This window comes from Occallatibacter savannae (assembly GCF_003131205.1).
Taxonomy (GTDB): domain Bacteria; phylum Acidobacteriota; class Terriglobia; order Terriglobales; family Acidobacteriaceae; genus Telmatobacter; species Telmatobacter savannae.
Window position 1 is genome coordinate 1,692,514 of the sequence record NZ_QFFY01000001.1, and the last position, 18,674, is coordinate 1,711,187.

Genomic DNA, 18,674 nt, shown 5'->3' on the forward strand with positions numbered 1-18,674 from the left:
CCGGAATTGCGGTGAAGCGCAAGCTGACGTGATAGAAGGAGGAATGCGCAAGCTTCCTCTTTTTTCTTTGTGCTTTTGTTCCCTTCTGACAGCTGCGGCAATCGCACAGAACGTTTCTGGCAAGGAATCGGCGGCGATTCCGACGATCCGCGAGAAGACGGCGGGGATGAAGCATCTGGACGGGCTGGTTCCGCTCGACTGGGATGCGAAGGCCGGAAAGCTGTACCTCGAAGTGCCGCGGTTCGATGAGAGCGGCAAGAGCGTCGATTTGATCTACGCTACTTCCCTGCCCTTCGGCACGGGGTCGAACGACCTGGGCCTCGATCGCGGGCAAGTCTCGGAGGGGCGGATCGTTCACTTTGAGCGCAGCGGGCCGAAGGTGCTGCTGGTGCAGCCGAACATGGCGTTTCGCACGTCGAGCAACGACAGAGATGAGCAGCTTGCGGTGAAGCAGTCGTTCGCGGAATCGGTTCTGTGGGGCTTTACAGTGGCTGCGGAGTCGGCCGAGGGAGCGGTGCTTATCGATGCGACGGATTTCTTTCTTCACGATGTGCACGGTGTAGCGGACGCACTGGCCCAGGCCAAGCAGGGCTCGTATCGTGTGGATGCGAGTCGCTCGGCGATCGAGATGGAAGATACGAAGGCGTTTCCGAAGAACACGGAGGTTGAAGCGGAACTCACGTTCGTGACGGATGGTACGGAGAAAGCGATTTTTGTGCGGGATGTTACGCCGGATCCTCACGCTATGACGATTCGCGAGCGGACATCGTTTATCGAATTGCCGGGACCGGGATTCACGCCGCGCAGGTTTGTGTCACGGGCGGGCTTCTTCGAGAATCGCTACCGAGACTACACGGCACCGCTGGGCGAGCCCCTGGACCAGCTGTTTCTGGTGCGACACAGACTGACCAAGCAGGATCCGAAGTGCACGGCGGATTGCAAGGCGGTTGCTCCGATTCAGTACTACGTGGACCGCGGCGCTCCTGAACCGGTGCGGACCGCGCTGGTGGAGGGAGCGCGATGGTGGGATGAGGCGTTTCAGGCGGCTGGGTGGGCGAAGGGTACGTTCCGCGTTGATGTGTTGCCGGAGGGCGCGGACGCGATGGACGTCCGGTACAACATCATCCAGTGGGTGCATCGCTACACGCGGGGCTGGAGCTATGGATCGGCGATTGCCGATCCGCGAACGGGCGAGATCATCAAAGGAAATGTGACGCTGGGTTCGCTGCGCGCACGACAGGATTATCTGATTGCTGAAGCGCTGCTCGCGCCCTATGCAGATGGGAAGGCGCCGGCCGACGATCCGATGCTGAAGATGGTGCTGGCCCGGATCCGGCAGCTTTCCGCTCACGAGACGGGGCACACGCTTGGGCTGTCTCATAACTTTGCCGCGTCAACGGTGAAGCAGGGTGACAGCGTAATGGATTATCCGCACCCGCTGATGACGCTGGATAGCAGCGGGCACATCGATGCATCGCATGCATATGCAGCTGGAATCGGCGACTGGGACAAGGTGGCGATCGATTATGGATACCGCGAGTTTGCAAAGGGAACGAGCGCCGATGAGCAGAACGCTGCGCTCGCCAAGATTCTGACGGACGCGGATCGCGCAGGACAGGTGTTCATCACGGATGAGGATGCACGGCCGTTCGGTTCGGCGCACCCGCGCGCGCACTTGTGGGATAACGGGAGCGATCCGGCGGCGGAGCTGGATCGGGTGCTGGAGGTGCGAGCGGCCGCGCTGAAGAACTTCGGCGAGAATGCGGTCAGGCGCGGGACGCCGATGGCAGAGCTGGAGAAGACGCTGGTTCCGCTTTATCTGTTTCACCGGTATCAGACAGAGGCGGCTATCAAAGAGATCGGGGGACTGGATTATCGCTACAACCAGCGCGGCGATGGGTTGCCGGATCCGACGATCGTGGATGCGAAGGTGCAGAAGCAGGCGCTGCAGGCAGTGCTGAAGACGCTCGCGCCGGAAACGCTGACGCTACCTGAGTCGATCTTGAAGTTGCTGCCTCCGGTACCGCCGGGATACCCGCGAACGCGAGAGTCGTTTCCGTCGCACACGGGTTTGACGTTCGATCCAGTGGCAGCGGCGGAGTCGGCAGCCGATCTGACGCTGAAAGTGCTGTTGGATGCCGAGCGGGCGAGCAGGATGATCGAGTACCACATGCGCGCGCCTGGCTCCACTTCGCTGCGCGAGATGATGGAAGCGATTTCGGCGAAGGTGGCGGAGCGGCCCGAAGGCGGGCACACGATGTCGTCTGAGGTGGAGCGAGCCGTGGAGTTTCGCGCGCTCGAAGCGCAGATGGAGTTAGCCGTGGATCCTGGTGCTTCAAGCCAGGCGCGGGCGATTGCACTGTGGCATCTTCGCGACGTGCTGAACCAATGGAAATCGACCCCGATGCCCAAGGATACGGCGGAAGCGATTCATCGTGCGGCGATGGTGGACCGGCTGGAACGATTTGAGCAGGATCCGGCGAAATTTGTTCCTTCGAAAACTGTCGAGGCTCCTCCGGGGATGCCGATCGGGGACGACGAAGACTGGAATTAGATTGTGCGATCGCCGTGCAGCACGATGGCGATCAGAAGCGTTGCATCTTGACGCGCACTACCGTTGGTTTGCCGTAGAACGAGAGGCCGCGATCGGTTTCGTCGCCGTTCCAAAGACGCACTGGTTTCCAGACGCCGTTCTCATAGCTTCCCTGCTCAGCGGTCAGGATCTGGCTGTGGATCCACGCAGGCTTGTTGGGCAGGTGGAACACGACGCTTGCATCGACGCCGGTGACCAGGAATTCATCGGGCCCGAGCTGCGCGACAAGAGCGGCTCCGTGAGCGTCTTTGGTGCCCGGCGCGCGGCGTCCATCGTTCTGCGGGAAGCCGAAGGCCACAGTCGCCTGCCAGGGGCCGAAATCGATCTCCTGCGTTGCGCGACCGGGCTCTTCGACGGCAGTTTTGACCTTGCCTTCGGATTCAAGCTGGGCGATCTCGCGATCCATGGGAGCGATGAGAGCGTAGTTGCGTGCGTGGGCAGTCCACGACTCGTCGCCGAGGATGTTCCAGCCGCTCTGATCTACTCCGAAGGGCGAGAATCCGATTGCGCCATCGCCGAGGGCGTAGAAGAAGAATTTTGCGAAGCTATCGCTGCGGCCGGTTTCGGGAATCCAGAGCGGGTTGTCGGGGCGGTGATATGCGGCCATAGTCTCGCGATAGAACTGGGAGTCATCCGCATAAATGTCGGGGCCGATCATGTCGATGGAAGGGGCGAGTTTGCGCCAGAGACCGACGAGCTTCTGCACAGCTCCGCCGCTGGGGTAGCCGATGCCGGGCTGAGCGAGCTGACGCTGGGGCAACTGCGCTGCAGGATAGTCGATCCAGACGTTGATGTAATACGGGATGTTGAATTCGCGCTTGCCCGCCGCGACGATTTCGTCGATATATTTGGCTTGGTGGTAGGCCTGAAAGATCTCGTCGGCTTCGCTGCCGAAGACCTGGCCCCAAGTGCCACGCGACTTTCCAGCTGCGGCAAGAAGGTCTGCGGGTACTTCGCCCGCAATCTCTTTGTTGGCCTGAGCGGAGTTATCGCGTACGCTGCCGACGTTGCCGGATTCATTTTCGACCTGAATCAGAATGACGGTGTGCTGATCACCATCGATCTGGTTGAGGTGGCGAGTCAGAGCGGTGAATGCGGCTTTGTCGGCTTCGAGGGTGTTGCGGGAGAGCGGCGAGAGGACATCGATGGGTTCCCCGTCGCGGCGAATGACGTGCGGGAATCGCGTGGTGTCTTCTTTGACCCAGGTCGGGACGTAGTGCATGTTGCCGTTTTTCCAAGTGCCGAACCAGAGGATGACGGCGTGCAGATGGTGCTCGCGAGCACCCTGGACGATGGCATCGACGTTGGCGAAGTCGAACTTGCCGGGCTGCGGCTCGAGCTGTTCCCAGTAGACGGGAGCCTCGACTGTGTTTGCATGGAGAGCCTCCATGGATTGCCAGACCTGGGGCAACTCGCTGGGCCAGCCGCTTGAGTTGTGAATCTGGCCGCCCAGGATTAGATAGGGATGTCCATCAACGAGAAACGTGTAGCGGCCGTCCTTCTGGACCAGTTTGGGCGCCTCCGCGGCGAATGCGGTAATGCCCGCGACAAGAAGAGAGAGAGCTGCCATTGTGCGCAGGAACGCTGTACGAGTCAGAGGACGAACGGTCATATGCGGATCACCTGAGGGGAATGTAAGCGTATACATGAAACATTGGCAAGCAGTTTTACAGGGGAGCGAAGGCCGCCAGAGGCGCGGAAGGATAGATGGCTTATGCGAAGCGATAGAGGGCCACAAGCAGCGCAACGGTGATGATGCCTGCGATTTCGGCGACGAGGTTCATGTCGATCTGCCGTTCTCGTCCAGCAAATTCAAAGCGGACTGGCGGGATTCCGCCGGGATCGGACAGAGTGCCGCCGTAGATGCGCCGGGAGGCGAGCGCACCGAAGAAGCCGGCCATGGGCGCAGAGGCCAGGATAGCGACAAGGTAAAAGCGCTCTGAGAGTAACGGTCCCGCGGACCAGAGCAACGAGACCTCGATGATAGCCAGAACTGCGGCGGTCAGAGTTTGCCATACGACATGAAAGCGCGCGTGCCCGAGCCATTGCGGGTGTGCCGCATGCGTGCGGTTGAGGTCGAGGATGATGGTGGCGAGCCCCTGGACGGCGCAAAAAGCTGCGAGGAGAATGCGCGCTGTGAGCTGCAGATTCATGCCGGGGTCAGCCTGCGTGAACAGCGTGGACACGGTCGGCTTGGTTTGCAGCCGACGGCAGCGAGACCAGGATGCGCGCGCCGCCGGAAGCGAGATTGTCTGCGGCGACTGTGCCTGCATGAGCTCGCACCACAGCGTCGACGAAGGCGAGGCCCAGCCCGTGACCGCTGGATTTTCTGCCTTTGACCGCTTTGGTGAAGAGGTGCTCGCGCACTTCCGGGTCGAAGCCGGGGCCGTTGTCACGCACGATGAGCCGCGCCTCGCCTTCCTGCTCCTGCAGGTAGATGTCGACGCTGCACCCTGAGGGGACGTGCTTGAGCTCGTTGTCGAAAAGGTTGGCAACCATGCGGTGGATCAGGCCTTCATCCGCGACGATGTGGACGGGATTCGCGCTGTGCAAGCGAAGGCGGATGCCACGGTCGTTCATGGATGGCTCATAGAGGTCGATGGTGGAGCGCAGGAGTTCATCGAGGTCGATGTCGGTTGGGTGGAGCCGTAGGGCGTCTGCCTTGGCCTCGGCTACGTCGAGAGACTTATTGAGGAAGTCTGTGAGGCGATCGAGTTCTTCGATGGCGGAGACGATGGGCTCGGCATGATCGGCGTCGTGCGATGCGAGCGAGGTTTCGAGTTTGCCCCGGATTGCGGTGAGCGGGCTGCGAAGGTCGTGCGCAAGAGAATCTGTGATGGTGTGAAGCTGATTGACGCCGTTCTCAATGCGATCGAGCATGCGGTTGAGAGTGTAGCCGAGCTGCGAGATCTCATCGTTGCGCGAACTGGTGGGGACGCGAAGTTTGAGATCGGATTCGCCGATGTGCGACGCGGCTTCAGTGATGTTTCTGACATGGCTGAGGGTGCGGCGCGAAGTGAAGAATACGATGGCGAAGCCCAGAAGGACAATGGAGAGCCAGAGGACAAAGAAGCGGATGCGCAGGTTCAGGAGGACACGGCGTTGATCTCTCTCAGAGAGGCCTAGGTAGACGCGGCCACCGTCGCCCATGCTGTCTGACGCGACGCGGAAGGGCACGCTGTATCCGCGAACATGAATGCTGACAGGACGGCTGGCAGCGAGCTGAGATGCGCGGATGGCCTGAAGATGGGATTCGCCGTCACCCGCACCGACCCACAGTTTGAGGGCTCCATCGCGAGCAGTCTGGATGAAGAATACCGAATCGTTTTCAGGCTGTTGCGAAGCAGCTTTTTCGGGAACTTCGCGGGACGCGAGTTCGGCAACTTCGCCGACGACTCGGTTATAGAGTGCATCGTTAGGCGTTCGCTCGGCGACGTCGCCCAGCACCTCAACCTCTCCGCTTAGCCAGGCGTCGCTACGGCGCTGGATGTCGTTGGCAACGAAGCGATCGAGGAAGATGAAGACGATGAGGGTGCCGAAGGTGAATGCGAGCGTGGCCCACATGGAGATGCGCCACGCAGCGCTGCGAACTGGCGGTTTACCGGTCCTGGAGGACATAACCCACCCCGCGGAGGGTTCGGATGAGAGGCGACTGGCCGTTGGTGTCGACTTTGCCGCGAAGGCGGTAGATGTGCACGTCGACCACGTTGGTGTCTGGCTGGATGCGCATGCCCCATACCTTATCAAGAATCATGGAGCGCGTGACAACTCTGCCGGCATTGCGGCAGAGGTATTCGAGAAGGACAAATTCTTGGGGCGTGAGCTGAAGCACCTGACCGGAGCGGCTGGCTTCGCGACGCAACAGATCGAGTTCGAGATCCTGCACGCGGAGCTTTGTGAGTTCGCTGCCCTGGGGTGCGTTACGCTTCAACAGATTGCGGAGACGAGCAAGCAGTTCGGCGAGTGCAAAGGGCTTGGTGAGGTAGTCGTCGCCGCCCTGCTCGAGACCACGAACGCGATCGTCGACGGATCGGCGGGCGGAGAGGATAAGAACTGGAGCGAGCACGCCAAGCTGACGGAGACGTGTGATCAAGGTGATGCCATCCTGATCGGGGAGGCCGAGGTCGACGATCAGGATGTCGTAATTGTTGGTTTTTGCGAAGTTCTCCGCAGCCCTGCCATCGGGGGCTACATCGACTGTGTATCCGGCCTCTGAGAGTGCCTGCTGCAGGAAGGACTGGATATCGTGCTCGTCCTCAACCATCAAGAGCCGCATACACAAAATGTTAGTCGACGAGACGCAGCCCTGGTGCATCTTCCTGAGCCTGTTCGGGCTAGATGAACGAAACTTCATGGTGTCGTGTTCCCGGGAAGATGAAGGGCGTAACGTTTGCTGACCAGAGTGAATCAAACTGAGCGATATGGCTTGGAATGAACAAATTGTCATGCCTGAATGCGTGCGGCATCGCTTCCAATCTAAGAAGAGGAGCGTCTCAGAATCACATTCGCGCAGGATTCGGAGAAGAGCATGGCACCGGGCAGCATCGCCGAAATCAAACAGTGGAGGAATGCGATTCGTCAGGATCTGATCCCGGCCGGCAGGCGAGATGCCACGATGAGGCGATTGCTTGCCGCATTCAAAGAGGGGCTGCCCGTGTCGACGCGGGTGGAGCCTACGCTGGCTGGCGCGATCGAATACCTGCTGAGCCACCCCGGAAGCATGGTACGGCCCCGCATCGTGCACCGGCTGGCAACCGCCTATGGCGTGGAAGAACAGGCGGCGACGAACCTTGCCATTGCGCTCGAATACTTTCATACGGCATCGCTTGTGTTCGATGACCTGCCCTGCATGGATAACGCGACGATGAGGCGCGGCGCATCCTGCGTTCACGTGGAGTATGGGGAAGCGAGTGCGATTCTGAGCGCACTGGCGTTGATCAACCGGGCGTATGCGCTTGCGTGGAGGGCGATCGCGGCGTGCCCGCCGGCACATCAGCAGGAGGCGCAGGCTTATCTCGAGCAGCACCTTGGCACCGAAGGGCTGCTGAACGGACAGAGCCTGGACCTGAATTACTTCAAGCTGCCGCACACGGTGGACAGCACGGAACGCGTAGCGCAAGGAAAAACCGTCTCGCTGATTTCGCTGACGCTTGTGCTGCCGGCCATGGCGGGAGGCGCAAGCCAGCGGGAACTGCAGCTGCTGCACCGGATCAGCACCTGCTGGGGTCTGAGCTATCAGATTGTGGATGACCTGAAGGATGTGCTGGAGAGTTCGGCCTCGTCGGGGAAGACGGCGGCGCGCGATGAGTTCCTGGGCCGGCCAAATATGGTTCTCGCCATCGGGGTCGGGGGAGCGATGAACCGGCTCCTTCGTCTTTTGCATATCGGCGACTGGAACTTGAGAATGCTGATGAAGATTCGCCCGTCGCTGAGCTTTCTCGGGGAGTTTCGCGCGACACTGAAGGATGAACTGGACCGCGTCATCGAAGGTGCAGGAGCCATTCCGATCGACAAGAAACGATGATCTTTCTCCGACTGATCCTGGTCAATCTTTTGCGGCACAAGATCCGCACCCTCATCAGCATCGCCGGCATTGCCTTCAGCGTTGCAGCGATGCTGACGGTGGTGACCGTGCTGGAAGGAGCCGTAGGGATGTTTTCGAACATCCTGTCGAGCGGGTCGGAGCTGATTGTGTTCGAGCGGAATGTTTCAGATCTGTTTTTCAGCGACGTTTCGCCGGCGGCCAGGGACCAGATCGCCGCGTGGCCCATGGTGAGTCATGCGGATCCGGTGTTGTTCGGCGTTGTCTCGAGCGCGGATCATCCGATCATTACATGCTTTGGCGTAACTGCAGAGGATGCGCGCATCCGCAATGCCAGCTGGGTTTCAGGCGATGCAGGGCAGTTTGGAAAGGGCGGCAACTCCGTTGTACTTGGAGAGCGCGCGGCGGAGTTTCTCGAGACGTCGACCGGAAAGGACGTGCCGATCGGGCATGGGACGTTTCACGTGATGGGGGTGATCCGCACACGCAACGGTTTTGAGGATGGGGGAGTTTTCATGCCTCTCGAAGCCGCGCAGAAGTTCTTTCATAAAGAGGGTTCTTCGGTTATCACCATCAAGCTGCGCAACAAGGAAGATGCGGCGGCGTTCAAGGCGGAGGTCCACGCGCGATTTCCGAACCTGATTGCGCTGGAGGATGCGGAGTTCTCGCGGTCGTATTCGCAGTTCAAGATATTGAAAGCGACGGCATGGGCAGTAGGAGGCGCCGGACTTGCGCTGGGCGGGCTCGGGGTTGCGAACACCATGATCATGTCGGTCTTCACCAGGATTCGCGAGATCGCAATCCTGCGCGTGAACGGTTTTGCAAAGGGGCAGATTGCCGCGACCATTTTCGGGGAGTCGGCGATTGTGGCGGTAACAGGAGCCTTGTGCGGGCTGGCGCTTGGCGGGGCGGCGTTGTACGCGCTGAAGGAGGTGCCCGCGCTGCACGGGTACGTGGATGTAACGATTCATCCGGCGCTGATGCTTGTTGTGGTGCTGCTGGCGCTACTGACAGGGCTGGCGGGGGCTCTTTATCCCGCCGCTTACGCGATGCGCATCAAGCCGGTGGAGGCGCTGCGCTTCGAATGACAGTCGAGAGCAAAGCCAGCGATTCTTCCGTCGTGATAAGAGCTTCACAGGTGTGGAAGAGCTACGACGAGGGCACGATTTCTGTGCTGAATGGTGTCGATCTTGAAGCGTATAAGGGGGAGGCGATTGCCTTGTGCGGCCCCTCGGGCTGCGGGAAGAGCACCCTGCTGCACCTGATCGGCGGACTGGATGAGCCTACGCGGGGAACGATCACGGTCAACGGTAAGACGCTGGGACGCAATCGCGATATGGTGCAGTTTATGAGGCATGAGGTTGGCTTCGTGTTTCAGCTTCACAATCTGGTGCCGGATCTGACGATGGAGGAGAACTGCCTGCTGCCGGCTGTGGCGGCGGGCACACCACGCGGCGCCGCATTGGATCGGCTGAAGGAGTTGGCGGTGAGGACGGGCCTCGGGCATCGTTTGAAGCATCGAATTCAGAAGCTGTCTGGCGGGGAGCGCCAGCGCACTGCGATTTGCAGAGCGCTGATGAACAGGCCGGGGATTTTGCTGGCAGATGAGCCGACGGGATCTCTCGATGAGAAGACCAGCGGCGCGGTTTTTGATCTGCTGCTCGATCTGGCGCACACGGAGCACGTGACGCTGCTGATGGCGACGCACGATCGCGCACTGGCAGCCGCATGCGATCGGGTGCTGGAGATGCACGATGGACGAATCCGTACGGACCGCTGAAGCGGGTCGGTCTGCCGGCGTGACCGCGGCCGTGCAGCATGCGCTGGGCTGGCTTGTGTTCGGCAATGCTCTGGGCGTGATGATCGCCATTCCTCTGCTGCTGCCGCGGCTGAACCCGTGGTTAGGCGAATGGACGTACGGCCGGTGGATGATGGTGCACATGAACACGGCATTGTTTGGCTGGTGCAGCCTGCCGATGCTGGCGCTCTTGTTCAAAGCGTACGGTGCGGATCGAGGGAGCCTGGCCCCGTGGTGCCGGCCGGTTGTGTGGTTGTGGTCCGCTGCGCTGGTGGTGGGCTCGTACAGCTGGCTGCAAGGGCACTCGAGCGGCAAGCTGTTTCTGGACTGGTCGGGCTACGCGCGCTTCTTCTTTCCGCTCGCGCTGCTGGCGCTGTGGATTCTGCTGGCGATCGCGTTTGTGAGAAATCGGAAGCGCGGGGCCGGCGAGCGCATCAAGTTTCTCGCAAGACTCACGGGGTTGCTGAGCCTGCTGCCCGTGCCAATTGCGATTTTCGCGGCATCAAGCCCGAACAGCTATCCGGCGATCGATCCTGCAACGGGCGGTCCGACAGGCGCGAGTCAGCTTGAATCGACGCTCGGGGTTGTTCTGATCCTGCTCGCGGTTCCGTTTGGCGTGGCGAGGCCGCTGAAGGGAGTACGCCGGACGGCGAGCATCTGCTGCGCGGTGTTCTTTGCGGAGTGCGCGCTGACAGCGCTGCTGGGCTCGGGAGATGTGAGCCATCGAATTCCGGCTCAGTATCTGAGCCTGGCCAGCGTGCTGGTGTGGGTACCGCTGGTGCGCGCCTACTACGCGCGATTTGAGTGGACGCCGGCAACACGGCGCTGGAGAACGGCCTTCCTCGCGTGGTGGGCGGGACTGGTCATTACCGGGTGGATCATGTTCCTGCCGGGAGTGCTCGATCGGGTGAAGTTCACCGACGCGCTGGTGGGCCACTCACTGCTTGCTGTGGCGGGGTTTCTGAGTGCCTACGTGATTTTCATCCTGGTGCAGGTGCTGGGGGAAGAGGACGCGTGGATTCTGAATCGAACGTGGTCTTTCTATGCGTGGAATCTCGGGGTGCTAGCGTACGTGGTTGTGATCATGGTTGCGGGATGGGTGGAAGGTGCCGACCCTGCGTTCACGATTGTGCCCGGCACGGCGCGTAATGTGCTTTACGTGATCCGCCTGCTCACGGGAATCTCCATGCTTGCCGGTTCGGTTGAGTGGCTGCTTGCATCGTTGGCACTGAAGACGAAACGCTCCGTGTCGCGAGAACTTGAATTGCCCGGGGTGAAGGTGGCATGAGGCGCCCTGTACTGTTTGCCTATCAACTGGTGACGGGGCTGTCAGACACGCTCACGGGTATTGCGCTGTGCGCCGCTCCGGCGTTTACGCTGCGCATGATGGGCGTGCGTGCTCCGGCGGATGCATTGCCCTACATCAGCTACATTGGAGCCTTTGTTTTGTCAGTCGGGCTGGCCTGTCTGTATGGCGCACGCATTCTGCAATTGCCCTCTTCGCTGGAACGCATCGAGACTGTGTGGTTCCTTACCGCATTGACGCGCGCGGCGGTTGCTCTTTACCTGCTTCCGGAAATCTCGATCGGAAATCTGCAGCCGGCGTGGTTGAGCGTTGTTGTCTTCGATGGAACGTGTGCGGTGATTCAGGCGGTTGGACTGCGCAGAGGATGGCTGCGCGATGCGCGATAGGGCCTCAGCATCGGGCTGGCGCGGCGTAGCGCTTATCGCCGTGGTTTATGTCTACTTCCTGATCTTCGCGCAGTTCGCATTCCTGACGCGACTGGCGGAACTCGGCGTGGACGGGAACGCGCTGAAGATGGTGATGGCAGCCATGGCTGCGGGCGGCATTCTCTTCAGCCTTCTGACTCCCCGCTTGCGCGTGGTGCCGGAGCCCGCAAGGCGTTTGCGCGTGGGACTTGCAATCTGCGCGGTGGCGGCACTGCTGACATTGTTGCCGCTGGGAATTGCTGCCGGCGCCTGCGTCGCGTTTCTGATTGGAGCCGGGTTGGGCATCACCACCGTAACGCTGGTCACGCATCTGCGCCAATGGACTGGAGATCGGCGAGGGATTGTTTATGTGGGGCTGGGTACGGGAATTGCGTACTTGATCTGCAACGTGCCGCCCGTGTTTACCGCGGCTCCCGAGGAACAGGCCATCCTCGCGGCGACGCTGTGTCTGATTGCGATGCTTTTGCCGCTCGGGTCTGAGCCGCACGCACCAGAAGAGTACACCGCCGGAACGCGCATGTCGTTCCCGATTGCACTGGTTTCGTTCGCCGCACTGATCTGGCTGGATTCTGCGGCCTTTTTCATCATTCAGCACACTCCGGCTCTGAAGTCCGGAACGTGGCTGGGGAGTGTGCACCTGTGGACGAACGGCGCGCTTCACTTTCTGGCAGCCCTGGCCTCGGCGGCACTTGTGCAGAGCGGCCGCGCACGGGTGGCGCTTGCCCTCGCTTTTGCAGCGCTCGGCTTTGCGTGCGTGCTGCTTCAGCATCCTGCGCTCATTCTGAGTGCTTCGTTGTTCTATCCGGTGGGAGTTTCTTTTTATTCGGTGGCTCTGGTGGCCTATCCATCGTTTCTGACGCGTGCTGACTCGCCAGAGGACCGCGGCAGACAGGCGGGGTGGATCTACGCGATCGCAGGGTGGATGGGATCGGCACTGGGAATAGGGATGGGACAGAACCTGGGGCACGTGCCTCTCGGGTTTGTTGTAGTAGCAGGATGCGTCGTTCTTGCGCCGGTGATCGTGACGATCGTCAGAGGCAGCGCGCGTGAAACCGCGGTGATTGCCGGCGCTGGTGCAGTGGCATTTGTGCTCTATGCGCTGATGCCGCAGCAGGCATCGGAGACTCTGAGTCCGGTTGAACGCGGACGCCAGATCTATATCTCGGAAGGGTGCATCAGTTGCCACTCTCAATATGTGCGGCCCAACAGCCCTGATGTTGCGATGTGGGGACCGACCGAGTCGATGGAGGAACTTCATGCGCAGAAGCCGCCGCTGATCGGCAATCGGCGACAGGGGCCGGACCTGTCGCAGGTGGGGCTGCGCCGATCTGCGCTGTGGCTGAAGGCGCACCTGATGAATCCGGCCGAGGTCAGCTATGGCTCGCCGATGCCGTCGTATGCATTTCTGTTCGCCGATGGGAGAGGCAATGATCTGGTTGCATATTTGTCGAGTCTGCACGGACCCGGCGAGCAGCTACAGCGGGAGCGAGAAGAGGCTTGGTCGCCGACTTCGGCGGCGCTGGCGAGCGCGAATGCAGATGAAGGGCGGCGACTGTATCAGCGGCATTGCGCTACGTGTCACGATGCGCAGGGCGCCACGCGGCTGCGCTGGCTGGGGTACTGGCGCATCGTACCTCAGACATTGCCGGAGCTTCGCGGCTACGCAGCGCAACAGACTTTAGGCAGGATCGCGGTGATATCGAGATTTGGAGTGTTCGGCACGGACATGCCGGGACATGAGTATCTGAACGACCAGCAAATTGCATCCGTTGCTCTTTTTTTGAAGCTTGCGCCGATGCAGGATGTTTCGCAAACCTCAACACACTGACAGGAGACCCGTATGAAGAACATTGCAAGAACACTCATCATGGCCTTCCCTTTTCTTTTTGGCGCAGGCGCATTTGCGCAACAGCAGACGTTCACGGTAAGTCCAGCGAACAGCAGCGTCGGCTTTGCTCTTACCGGTACGGGGCATGAGGTGCACGGAACATTTCACGTAACGAGCGGGACGATTCAGTTCGATCGAAGCGCGCCGAAGATGTCGGGCAACGTTGTTGTGTCCGCGATGAGCGGCGAGAGCGGTGATAATGGGCGCGACAAGACCATGCACCAGAAGGTTCTGGAGGCCGAGCGCTTCGCCGATGTCACGTTCCAACCGCAGAACTATACGGGTTCCATTGCTGCGACGGGCGACTCGACGATTCAGGTTTCGGGGACTTTCACGCTGCACGGAACGCCGCACGATCTCACGGTTCCGATGCAGATTCACATCGACGGACAGAATCTGACTGCCAAGGGCAGCTTCGTCGTACCGTACGTGAAGTGGGGACTCAAGGATCCGAGCGTGTTTATCCTCAAAGTGGCAAAAGAGGTTCACATCGATCTGAACCTTGTGGGCACGGTCTCGCCCGCGTCTTAGGGGCGTGAGGAAAGCCGAGCTGCAAATCGATGGGAACCTCTCTCGTCAGATGACTACATGGTCGTTCTGAAGATGAGGCGCATCAGGTCAGGATGATCTTGCGGGCTTCTCCCTCCGGGTCGTCGACCATCCTGCATTCGTTATCGAAGATCATGGTGCCGTTCTTCTCGGGATCGGTGGGCGCCCACTTCAGGCCCGGGATGCCGGGAGTGCCGGTGGCCGCAAACGCTGCCCAGGACGATGCCATTTTCTTCGCGAGTGCCTGTGCCTCTGGAGTGTTTCCGGTTCCCTGCTCGCAGCGCTTTGTGTTGTCGAAGCAGAACTGCAATTCGGCTGTGTGCCACGCGCCGGCGACGCCATCGAGCATGGGCGATTGCCAGGTGAAGTACCACGCGTACACCGGCGCACCCTTCTGTTCGTACTTCAAGCGCGCCATTTTGGCCACGTTGTTCCTCATGCCGAGCCCGTTCAAGCCCGGCTTGCCGCTGCACATGTACGACAGGGTCTGAATCTTCTTCTGGGGATAGGCCTTCTTTAACGCCGCGACAATTGCGGTCGCTTTCTGCTCGCCGTATGTCTTGGTGAGGTCGGCATGCCACTCTTCTTCCGTGGGGCGCGAAGACATCTGGTTGCCTTCTTCGCTGACGGAGCCCACGAGCATCGGCACGTTTTTGGAGACCTCTGGCGCCGCATCAAAGAACGAGCGCATGGTGATGAGCTTTCCATCTACGGAGGGCGACCAGCCTACGCGCGGAGTGCCGGGCGCGCCGGGGCCCATCATCGGCGGTCCCGCGGGATTGATTTTGGCCGCCGCGGCGTTACCGGCTGCGAAGAGCTTTGCCCATTCCATTTTCTGCAGGGCGCCGATGTCGTTGGGAGCAAGCCCGAGCTCCTTCATGGTCTGCCGCGCGAGTTCTTTCTGCTGATCGCGGCTGGGGATGTTGCCGCCTCCGCCCGACTGCGCAGACGCGCGATGGAAGAGGCTAACTGCGGACGGCATTCCCATGAGTGTGGTCACCTTGGAGCCGCCGCCGGATTGGCCGTAGATCATCACGCGATCCGGGTCGCCGCCGAAGTTCTCGATGTTGTCGTGAACCCACTTCAGCGCGGCGACGAGGTCGGTCATCCCGACGTTGGCCGAGTCTTCGTATGCGGAGCCGCCGATCTCCGAGGCATCGAGGAACCCAAGGATGTTGAGGCGGTGATTGACGGAGACCTGCACGACATCGTGGTGGCGTGCCATCTGCGCGCCTTCGTGCGAAGGGAGCTCGTACGATGAGCCGAAGCTGAAGCCGCCACCGTGCATGTAGAACATCACGGGGCGTTTTCCTGTCAGGCTGGGAGTCCAGATGTTCAGCTTGAGCATGTCTTCGCTCTGCCATCCGTCATCCCAGTCGAAGAGAAACGTCTGTTCGGTGCTGGTCCAGGGATGCAGAGTCTGCGGGCAGTTTCCGCCATAGGTCAATGCCGGGAATTCATCCGTCCATGGGGCCGGGGGCTTCGCAGGAAGCCAGCGATTCTCGCCGGCGGTGGTTGCGCCGTAGGGCACGCCCTTAAACGTAAGCACGCCGCCATCTACAAAGCCGCGCACCTTGCCGTATTGCGTCCTGGCGACGGCTGTGCGCGGGGTCGAGACATTGCCGGGCTCCTGATGAACGCCAGTTTTCACGCTGTCAGAAGCGAATGCCGGCTTGCTGAGCGCCGCACCCAGCCCTGCGGTGGTGGACAGCAGCAGCGCCTCGCGCCGCGTGAGAACAACTGAATCTTTCGATTTCGCCATTGACAGCATCTCCTCTCGTGTTTGTGCGTGGATCGGCTGAGAAACCGCGCCGGCAGGCCAAAGAACTGACCGGCGCTAGTGTTCTTATTCAGGCAATGCGTACTGTCCATCGATGTGGAATTTGCCGGTAGCAACCGGCGCTGCTGTATCGGGCTGGCCGCCGCCGATGCTGATGGTGTACTCACCCTGCGCAATGATGGGACTTCCATCTTCCGTCACCATCCCGAGGTCGCGCGGCTTGAGCTCGAAGTGAACCTTCTGGCTTGCGCCGGCGTCGAGGTGGATTCGCTCGAAGCCGCGCAGGGCGAGGTTCGGAGCGCCTTTCATCTGCGGGAACTTGAGGTAGACCTGCACTACTTCGTCGCCCGCGAGCTTGCCCGTGTTCATGACCGTAACGTCTGCAGTGACCGGCTGCCCGGCAGCAACTGGTTGTGCCGGAACGCTCAGATCGCTGTAGCTGAACTTGGTGTAGCTCAGTCCATAGCCGAAGGGATAGAGTGGCTTGCCGCTGAAGTAGCGATAGGTGCGGTTCGCCATGCCGTAGTCTTCGAAGTTGGGCAGCTGATCGACGCCTTTGTAGAACGTGACGGGCAAGCGGCCTGCGGGATTGTTTTTCCCGCTAAGCGTTTGAGCAACGGCCGCGCCGCCCTCTTCGCCCGGATACCACGCCTCAACGACGGCGTTTGCGTGTTCGTTGATCCAGTTCACTGCCAGGGCGCTGCCGTTCATGAGCACGACCGCGAGCGGTTTGCCGGTTGAAGCTACGGCCTCGACGAGGTCTTCTTCGGGCTGGGGCAGGTCGATGCTGGTGCGGTCTCCGCCGAGGAAGCCGGGCTCGCTGACGGGCATTTCTTCGCCTTCAAGCTGGCTGGTGATTCCCACGACTGCGATGACCGCGTCGGCGTTCTTCGCCGCAGCGATGGCCTCTTGTGACGGGGCGTTGTTCACCTTTGCCCAGATCAGCTCCGCATGCGGGTTGCTGCTATTTCGCGTTCCATAGGAGACTTCGATGGCGACCTTGCGTCCCTTCTCGAGATGAACGCGACCAACGGCGGACGAAAGGCCGCGTGTACCGCCGCCGAAGGCCATGGCCACCTGCTTCTCGTCTACCGCTACACGGCCAAATCCCTCGCAGCGAACGCCGATGAGGAAATCGCCCGATTCGTTCGGCGTAAGGAAGCCGGACCACTGGACGCCGAAAGTCTTCTTGCCAGCGACTTCCTTGGGCAGGTTTTCCTCTGTGAGTTTGATATTGGGTTCCGTGCGGCTCGCCAGCGAAGGCGTGTTTTGTGCCTGACCCGGTCCGCGCCGCATGCCTTCGTTGTAGTCGGCTTTGAGGCCGGGCTTGCCGTCGGGTGTTGTCAATACTGCGTCCGGTACAGGTGTTCCATCGGTGCGGAGGAATTGCGTTCCCGGTACAAACGTGAAGGCGACACCGGGGAACTCCGCCTTGAGCCCGTCGAGGATGGAGACGATTTTGGTGGGCTGTCCCGCGTAGTTTCCGATCAATGGGCGAGTCTGATCGGCAAGAGGCCCGACGACGGCAATCTTCTTGATCGAGGGCTTCAGGGGCAGCGTTCCATCGTTCTTGAGCAGCACCATCGATTCGTTAGCCAGCTTGAGAGCGTGGGCGCGGTGCTCAGCGCTGTCCAGTTCCTTCTCGTCGATCTTCGCGTACGGAACCATGTCCGGCGGATCGAACATGCCCAGCTTCATGCGCGCGGTGAAGAGCCGCACCAGAGCATTGTCGAGCACGCTCTCAGGAAGATAGCCCTGCTGCACGGCGTCGACATACGCCTTCTCGACCGGTTCGCCGAAGCGCTGCGTGAAGGTGACGCACTCGTTGTCCATGCCGCGGATCACCGAGATCGCTGCGCCTTGAGCCTGAGTCGCACGATAGCGATGGTTTGCCGCAACGTCACGGACCGCGTCGCAGTCTGAAACTACGTAGCCCTGGAATCCCCATTTGCCACGGAGCTGATCCTGCAAGAGGTACTGATTCGCGCAGGCCGGCTCGCCGTTGATGGCGTTGTACGCGCACATCACCGAGCCAGCTTTACCTTCAACGACGGCTGCGCGGAAGGCCGGTTCGTAGGTATCCACCTGGTCGTGCTTGCTCACGTCGACATCGGCGAAGTGGCGCGTCGGCTCGGGTCCGCTGTGCACGGCGTAGTGCTTGGGCGTGGCAATACCAAGGTAGTACTTGGGATCGGTGCCCTGAAGTCCGGTGACGTAGGCGACGCCCATACGCCCGGTAAGGAATGGATCTTCACCGTAGGTCTCCTGCCCGCGGCCCCAGCGCGGATCGCGGAAGATGTTCAGATTGGGCGACCAGAAATCGAGCCCACCCATGATGCCGGTGTGGCCCTCGCGGTCGTTCTGGACGTGCTTGATGCGTCCCTCGATGCCGATCTGGCCGGCCATGGTGTGAATGCCGGGCGCGTCAAATGTTGCAGCAAGGCCCACCGGCTCCGGATACTCCGTGACACCTTCGTTGATGACGCCGTGGAGAGCTTCGCTCCACCACTGGTATTTCGGAATCTTAAGCCTCGGCACAGCGGCCGAGTTGTTCTGCATCTGGGTCGCCTTCTCTTCGAGCGTCATGCGGTGGACGAGGTCGATGGCACGCTGCTCCGGGGACAGCTGCGGATTCATAAACGGCATCTTCGCCGTATCCTCAGAGCTCTTCCCCTCTGCTGCGTTCTGCGCCACCGCACCCGCGCTCAGCGCTCCAGCAGCAACCATGCAAATCACAATTCGCGTCAATCCGCTTTTCATTGGTCTTCTCCGGTACCTCGTTAAAGAAATGCT

14 protein-coding genes are annotated in these 18,674 nt (G+C 60.7%); 8 read left to right on the forward strand and 6 right to left on the reverse strand.

Translation table 11 applies throughout. The features are described 5' to 3' along the window. Positions 1-43: 43 nt before the first annotated feature. The gene (locus DHV10_RS07430) at positions 44-2,554 is read left to right on the forward strand and encodes a zinc-dependent metalloprotease (RefSeq protein ID WP_109485595.1); all 2,511 of its coding nucleotides are present in this window, start codon (positions 44-46) and stop codon (positions 2,552-2,554) included. Positions 2,555-2,585: 31 nt separating this feature from the next. Here the strand turns inward: DHV10_RS07430 and DHV10_RS07435 are convergent, their stop codons facing one another. The 4 genes from DHV10_RS07435 to DHV10_RS07450 form a co-directional block, all read right to left on the reverse strand. Further along, positions 2,586-4,205 (reverse strand): DUF5597 domain-containing protein, encoded by a 1,620-nt coding sequence (locus tag DHV10_RS07435; protein WP_109485596.1) that lies wholly within the window; start codon positions 4,203-4,205, stop codon positions 2,586-2,588. Positions 4,206-4,305: 100 nt separating this feature from the next. Beyond that, positions 4,306-4,779, reverse strand: coding sequence for a hypothetical protein (locus DHV10_RS07440; protein WP_109485597.1), 474 nt, complete (start codon positions 4,777-4,779; stop codon positions 4,306-4,308). Continuing rightward, positions 4,754-6,211 (reverse strand): sensor histidine kinase, encoded by a 1,458-nt coding sequence (locus tag DHV10_RS07445; protein ID WP_109485598.1) that lies wholly within the window; start codon positions 6,209-6,211, stop codon positions 4,754-4,756. The genes DHV10_RS07440 and DHV10_RS07445 overlap by 26 nt, the downstream gene beginning before the upstream one ends. Continuing rightward, a complete protein-coding gene (locus tag DHV10_RS07450; RefSeq protein ID WP_109485599.1) occupies positions 6,192-6,869 on the reverse strand; it encodes a response regulator transcription factor in 678 nt (225 codons plus the stop codon). The genes DHV10_RS07445 and DHV10_RS07450 overlap by 20 nt, the downstream gene beginning before the upstream one ends. Before the next feature lie 252 nt (positions 6,870-7,121). Here DHV10_RS07450 and DHV10_RS07455 point away from each other — a divergent pair, with 252 nt between their 5' ends. The 7 genes from DHV10_RS07455 to DHV10_RS07485 are packed head-to-tail and all read left to right on the forward strand — an operon-like array spanning position 7,122 to position 14,083. After that, complete coding sequence (locus DHV10_RS07455) at positions 7,122-8,117, forward strand: polyprenyl synthetase family protein (protein WP_109485600.1); 996 nt, start codon at positions 7,122-7,124, stop codon at positions 8,115-8,117. Further along, positions 8,114-9,223 carry an ABC transporter permease gene (locus DHV10_RS07460; protein WP_109485601.1) on the forward strand — a complete coding sequence of 370 codons (1,110 nt, stop codon included), beginning with the start codon at positions 8,114-8,116 and terminating at the stop codon, positions 9,221-9,223. Before DHV10_RS07455 ends, DHV10_RS07460 begins: the two co-directional genes overlap by 4 nt. Continuing rightward, the gene (locus DHV10_RS07465; RefSeq protein ID WP_109485602.1) at positions 9,220-9,915 is read left to right on the forward strand and encodes an ABC transporter ATP-binding protein; all 696 of its coding nucleotides are present in this window, start codon (positions 9,220-9,222) and stop codon (positions 9,913-9,915) included. Before DHV10_RS07460 ends, DHV10_RS07465 begins: the two co-directional genes overlap by 4 nt. After that, positions 9,890-11,221: a heme-copper oxidase family protein gene (locus DHV10_RS07470; protein ID WP_109485603.1), complete on the forward strand. Its 1,332-nt coding sequence runs from the start codon at positions 9,890-9,892 to the stop codon at positions 11,219-11,221. Before DHV10_RS07465 ends, DHV10_RS07470 begins: the two co-directional genes overlap by 26 nt. Further along, complete coding sequence (locus DHV10_RS07475) at positions 11,218-11,625, forward strand: hypothetical protein (protein ID WP_109485604.1); 408 nt, start codon at positions 11,218-11,220, stop codon at positions 11,623-11,625. Before DHV10_RS07470 ends, DHV10_RS07475 begins: the two co-directional genes overlap by 4 nt. Next, positions 11,615-13,492 carry a cbb3-type cytochrome c oxidase subunit II gene (locus tag DHV10_RS07480; protein ID WP_109485605.1) on the forward strand — a complete coding sequence of 626 codons (1,878 nt, stop codon included), beginning with the start codon at positions 11,615-11,617 and terminating at the stop codon, positions 13,490-13,492. Before DHV10_RS07475 ends, DHV10_RS07480 begins: the two co-directional genes overlap by 11 nt. Positions 13,493-13,504: 12 nt before the next feature. Continuing rightward, positions 13,505-14,083: a YceI family protein gene (locus DHV10_RS07485; RefSeq protein ID WP_239461325.1), complete on the forward strand. Its 579-nt coding sequence runs from the start codon at positions 13,505-13,507 to the stop codon at positions 14,081-14,083. A gap of 82 nt (positions 14,084-14,165) precedes the next feature. Here DHV10_RS07485 and DHV10_RS07490 read toward each other — a convergent pair whose 3' ends face one another. Together DHV10_RS07490 and DHV10_RS07495 are read right to left on the reverse strand one after the other, a co-directional pair. Continuing rightward, on the reverse strand, positions 14,166-15,863 hold the full coding sequence (locus tag DHV10_RS07490; protein ID WP_109485606.1) for a carboxylesterase/lipase family protein: 1,698 nt from the start codon (positions 15,861-15,863) through the stop codon (positions 14,166-14,168). Between the two features lie 84 nt (positions 15,864-15,947). Beyond that, positions 15,948-18,641, reverse strand: coding sequence for a glycoside hydrolase family 3 C-terminal domain-containing protein (locus DHV10_RS07495; protein ID WP_239461326.1), 2,694 nt, complete (start codon positions 18,639-18,641; stop codon positions 15,948-15,950). Between the last annotated feature and the right edge of the window lie 33 nt (positions 18,642-18,674).

Bases quoted from the DNA above. Each gene is read 5' to 3' on its own strand.
- DHV10_RS07430 (WP_109485595.1), top strand. From the start codon at position 44: ATGCGCAAGCTTCCTCTTTTTTCTTTGTGCTTTTGTTCCCTTCTGACA.
- DHV10_RS07435 (WP_109485596.1), bottom strand. From the start codon at position 4,205: ATGACCGTTCGTCCTCTGACTCGTACAGCGTTCCTGCGCACAATGGCA.
- DHV10_RS07445 (WP_109485598.1), bottom strand. From the start codon at position 6,211: ATGTCCTCCAGGACCGGTAAACCGCCAGTTCGCAGCGCTGCGTGGCGC.
- DHV10_RS07450 (WP_109485599.1), bottom strand. From the start codon at position 6,869: ATGCGGCTCTTGATGGTTGAGGACGAGCACGATATCCAGTCCTTCCTG.
- DHV10_RS07455 (WP_109485600.1), top strand. From the start codon at position 7,122: ATGGCACCGGGCAGCATCGCCGAAATCAAACAGTGGAGGAATGCGATT.
- DHV10_RS07460 (WP_109485601.1), top strand. From the start codon at position 8,114: ATGATCTTTCTCCGACTGATCCTGGTCAATCTTTTGCGGCACAAGATC.
- DHV10_RS07465 (WP_109485602.1), top strand. From the start codon at position 9,220: ATGACAGTCGAGAGCAAAGCCAGCGATTCTTCCGTCGTGATAAGAGCT.
- DHV10_RS07470 (WP_109485603.1), top strand. From the start codon at position 9,890: ATGGACGAATCCGTACGGACCGCTGAAGCGGGTCGGTCTGCCGGCGTG.
- DHV10_RS07475 (WP_109485604.1), top strand. From the start codon at position 11,218: ATGAGGCGCCCTGTACTGTTTGCCTATCAACTGGTGACGGGGCTGTCA.
- DHV10_RS07480 (WP_109485605.1), top strand. From the start codon at position 11,615: ATGCGCGATAGGGCCTCAGCATCGGGCTGGCGCGGCGTAGCGCTTATC.
- DHV10_RS07485 (WP_239461325.1), top strand. From the start codon at position 13,505: ATGAAGAACATTGCAAGAACACTCATCATGGCCTTCCCTTTTCTTTTT.
- DHV10_RS07490 (WP_109485606.1), bottom strand. From the start codon at position 15,863: ATGGCGAAATCGAAAGATTCAGTTGTTCTCACGCGGCGCGAGGCGCTG.
- DHV10_RS07495 (WP_239461326.1), bottom strand. From the start codon at position 18,641: ATGAAAAGCGGATTGACGCGAATTGTGATTTGCATGGTTGCTGCTGGA.